This window comes from Pedobacter sp., from assembly GCF_035317785.1.
Lineage (GTDB): Bacteria > Bacteroidota > Bacteroidia > Sphingobacteriales > Sphingobacteriaceae > Pedobacter.
In genome coordinates, this window is sequence record NZ_DATHGC010000275.1 from 1 (window position 1) to 3,773 (window position 3,773).

The 3,773-nt window shown below is 43.3% G+C and carries 2 protein-coding genes and 1 pseudogene; 1 reads left to right on the forward strand and 2 read right to left on the reverse strand.

Annotated elements, in window-relative coordinates:
- Both VK541_RS17055 and VK541_RS17060 read right to left on the reverse strand, forming a co-directional pair.
- Positions 1–1,609 (reverse strand): annotated as a pseudogene (locus VK541_RS17055) (hypothetical protein); the annotation flags it as partial.
- A gap of 238 nt (positions 1,610–1,847) precedes the next feature.
- The gene (locus VK541_RS17060; RefSeq protein ID WP_324371544.1) at positions 1,848–2,846 is read right to left on the reverse strand and encodes a glycoside hydrolase family 5 protein; all 999 of its coding nucleotides are present in this window, start codon (positions 2,844–2,846) and stop codon (positions 1,848–1,850) included.
- Between the two features lie 249 nt (positions 2,847–3,095).
- Here VK541_RS17060 and VK541_RS17065 point away from each other — a divergent pair.
- Positions 3,096–3,773: DUF2231 domain-containing protein (locus VK541_RS17065; RefSeq protein WP_324371545.1), on the forward strand; the 678-nt coding region annotated here is incomplete at its 3' end.

Below are 3,773 nucleotides of genomic sequence, written 5' to 3' on the forward strand. Positions count from 1 at the left end.
TTACAGTTTGTTCCGGAGTGGTGACCATCCCGCAGGATGCTGTATTAATTGACAGTGTGATTTTGTAAACGCCCGGGTTGGTGAATTTAAACTCAGGCATTTCACTGTTCTCATTTGTTCCATTCTCATATTCAACAGGTCCCCCTGTTACTGTCCATAAATAAGTGTTGTCTGCGTTACAATTTGCGTCAATTACAGAGGTGTTTGTTGGCTTGATACTGAGAGGACCGCAACTCATCGCTCCCTGTGCACCGTTAAAATTAAATCCTGGTTTCGGGGGATTTTGCACGCACAGTGCTCTTACGTCCTCACTCGGTCTGCAAATTCCTACATCGTTATTGGTTACCAGTTTTACCACATGTATTCCCGGTGTCGTAAACCCGGGATAAGTAAATGCCTCATCGGTGCTCACCAGAACATCGTCAATGTACCACTTCCACTGCATGCCCAGTGAACAGTCTGAATTGTTGCCGCCGGTTGATTTATTGCTAAATGCAATGGGTGTATTCATGCATGCTGCGGTAGCTATAATCGGGTCGATATGCGCTACTGGTCTGGAAAAGATCTTTGGATAGGTAGTTGCCGACACGGGACTTGATTGGCAAAATGGGTTTATGGTGGTCACTGATACCCGGAAAGAATTTAATATGGTGCTCCCATTGCCCAATTCTATCGGGGGCTCGCCGCATGATGTTTTCCTATAATTGTGGTTTAGTGCCCCGTTTCCCGCCATCAGCTCGCAATGGGTAAATCTGTCTTCCGTACCGTCACCCCAGGTGATTAAATAAGTTGATCCCGGATAGTTGTTCTGTATACCAGTTTCTCCCGTAATGTTTACTGAATAAGAAATATCTGCTCCGGTTCCGGTTTCAGGATCAATACAGCCAAAATCTGTTCCGCCGGACTGAATGTTTACTTTAGAAGGGACATTCAGCAGCAAATAGGTCTTCACTGACTTGACCAGGCCGGCACCTGAGGGCGTGGTTCCGCTAACAGTACCTGTATAATAGCCCACAGCCAAATGATCAAGACTAAATCCCACAGCGGTGGGGGTATAGGTTTGAGCAGCTCCCGTTAGCACATTTGTTAAAGTAATGGACTGTGCCGCTGAATTGTCGGCTGGTTTTAATATGATCGCTTTATCGCCGCCAACGGCGCTGCCGCACCAGCCGTAAGTTTCAGGGGATAAAACCTGGTTTGCCACGGTTGGCACGACATCAACTATGGCGCCTGGAACAGCTGCAATATTTACGCTTCCAGCGTACTCGATTGTCGCTTGAGGGCTCGTAGTTTTAATCCTCAGTTTATATCCGGATCCTGCGTTGGAACTGGCAGGAATTATTCCGTTAATGTGTGTAGAGAAAAAGCCTCCTATCTCCCCAATTTTAGTTTCATTTCCAAAATTTCCATTTTCATCTGACAGGTAAAGCTCGAAAACATTTGCTGATGAAAAACAATTGCTATTTGAAGGCATGGATATTGGCACTGAAATGCTGCTTCCGCGTCCATACATTCCAGCCTCTACAACCCCTATGTTTAATTGAGCATTAACATGAAGTGTAAAAAGCGTGAGAATTAAAACAATTGGGATGGGTAATAATTTCCTCATTTTAGCTGGACATAAATCTAAGAAACTATTCTACCAATTGCAAAGACAATAAATATTATACAATTTCTTTATTTAAATGCACCTCATAATTAAGTTTATCTATTAAAAAAACCAAATCACGCGAACATTACTTCACAGTAACAAATAAATGAGGAATTTGTTACTGTTTTTTTCGTATCATTATAATTCCCCACAAATGATAGATTTGGCAGATGAATTATATGAAAAGCAGGAACTGTTATTTATTGAACTTTTTCAATTGTGACCTGATATAAAGGCCGGCAGGACTGAGCATATTTAACGGCCAGTTGCCGGTTGCGGAAGCACCCGGAAGTAATAATGCAGTAGTTTCTTTCTTATCGGTTATATTCCAGTTTGCAGAGCTTAATTTGTGTTTTTCCATCCAGCTGAACCATTTCTCCGTTTTTTCAACATCAAAAACACCGTCTCCTGTTGCTTCACCAACACCCCATTCTGTCACAAAAACTGGCAGCCCGGAGTTCAGGGCCTGATCTGCCCTGCGCATCAGCACTTCCTGGTGGCTTGGCTCTGAAGCATAAAAATGAAATGAGTACACAATGTTTTTGAATCCCCTGAGTGGTTCTTTTGCTACGACGTCAATGTCCTGATCCCAGTGCGGGCTGCCAACTACAATTACATTTTCCGGATCGTACCTGCGGATCTCTGCCACAATTACACCGGCATAATCTTTCACCACCTTCCATTCGACTTTTTCAGGTTCATTCCAAATCTCATAAATCACGTTGGGTATACCCGCATATTTTTTACTCATCTTGCTAAAAAACAATTTTGCCTGATCTATGTTCACGTTTGCATGGTGGTCATGCCAGTCGATCAGCACATAGACACCCTGCCGGATTGCCTCATCGATCACAGGAATGATTAATTGTTCCTGTCCTTCCGGATCTTTTAGGTACCCGCCCTGTGGCTCAACCGCCATGGACACCCTGAGTAAATTAATGTTGAAATCTGTTTTCAGCCAGCGTACTACTTCAGGATTATAATATTTTCTTCCACCCCAAATGCTCCAGGAAAGGCTTATACCCCTTAATTGCGGTGGTTGATTGTTTCTGTCTACCATCCTCCCGCCTGCAACTTTTAAGGCACCATGTTTCTTTACAGGACTTACCTGCTGTGCAGCACTAAAAAAACAAAACCCTGATAAAAGAAGGGATATACAGCCAAATCTGATGAGTCCGTGCATTAGCTTATTCATACTCTGGTGTCATTAAGCAGTTCAATAAGAACTAAAATAAAGCATTTAAAATCATTCTATTGCTAAAAAACAGGGCTGCAAATGTTAATGATGGAGAAAAGGGCCGACAACTGGGTTAACCATTCATCAAAAGCCTGTGCTGTCAGGACAGTACAGGTTGGTTCTTTTAAAAAAGAAACGGATATTTATGTATTCAAGAAGTGACCAGCTGGCTTTTTGTTTTTGTGAGACCAGATATAATTTTTTAGTATGATGTTAGAAGACAAGGCGTTCTGGCTTTGGGATTTTTTAGGCCGTTTACATCCATTGGCGGTACACTTTCCGGTAAGTTTACTCTTATTTGCAGCATTCCTGGAACTGTTTACTTTGCGAAACTTCAATTCTAAGTTCCGTTCCGGTATTGATATGCTGCTCCTCGCAGGAGCTTTTTCGGCTGTACTGTCCGCTGCCTTTGGCTGGTTGCTGTATCAGCATGGTGATTATAGCGGCAACACCCTGGTCCTGCACCAGTGGATCGGGTTCACAACAGCAGCATTCAGTCTCATTACGCTGTTCTTTTTAAACCTGGTCCGCCGAAAAAATAAAACAGGGTATATCAGAACCTACCGGACCTTATTATTTTCAACAGCCATTGGCGTTTCGGCTGCCGGACATTTTGGTGCGAGCCTGACGCATGGTGATGATTTCTTATCCCAAACCCTCCCATGGAGCAAAGATTATAGTCCTGTAAACACCAGCAATTTCGATCTGACCAGTTTGGCAAAGGATACTGCTAAACTCAGCAAACAGCAGGAGATGGAATTAAATACTGAAGTGAGGGCTATTTTGGCGCACAATTGCTACAAATGCCATGGATCAGAGAAAGTCAAAGGAGATTTAAGACTGGACGGAAAGCATATGGCTTTTAAGGGCGGTGAAAACGGCCCT

Bases quoted from the DNA above. Each gene is read 5' to 3' on its own strand.
- VK541_RS17060 (WP_324371544.1), bottom strand. From the start codon at position 2,846: ATGAATAAGCTAATGCACGGACTCATCAGATTTGGCTGTATATCCCTT.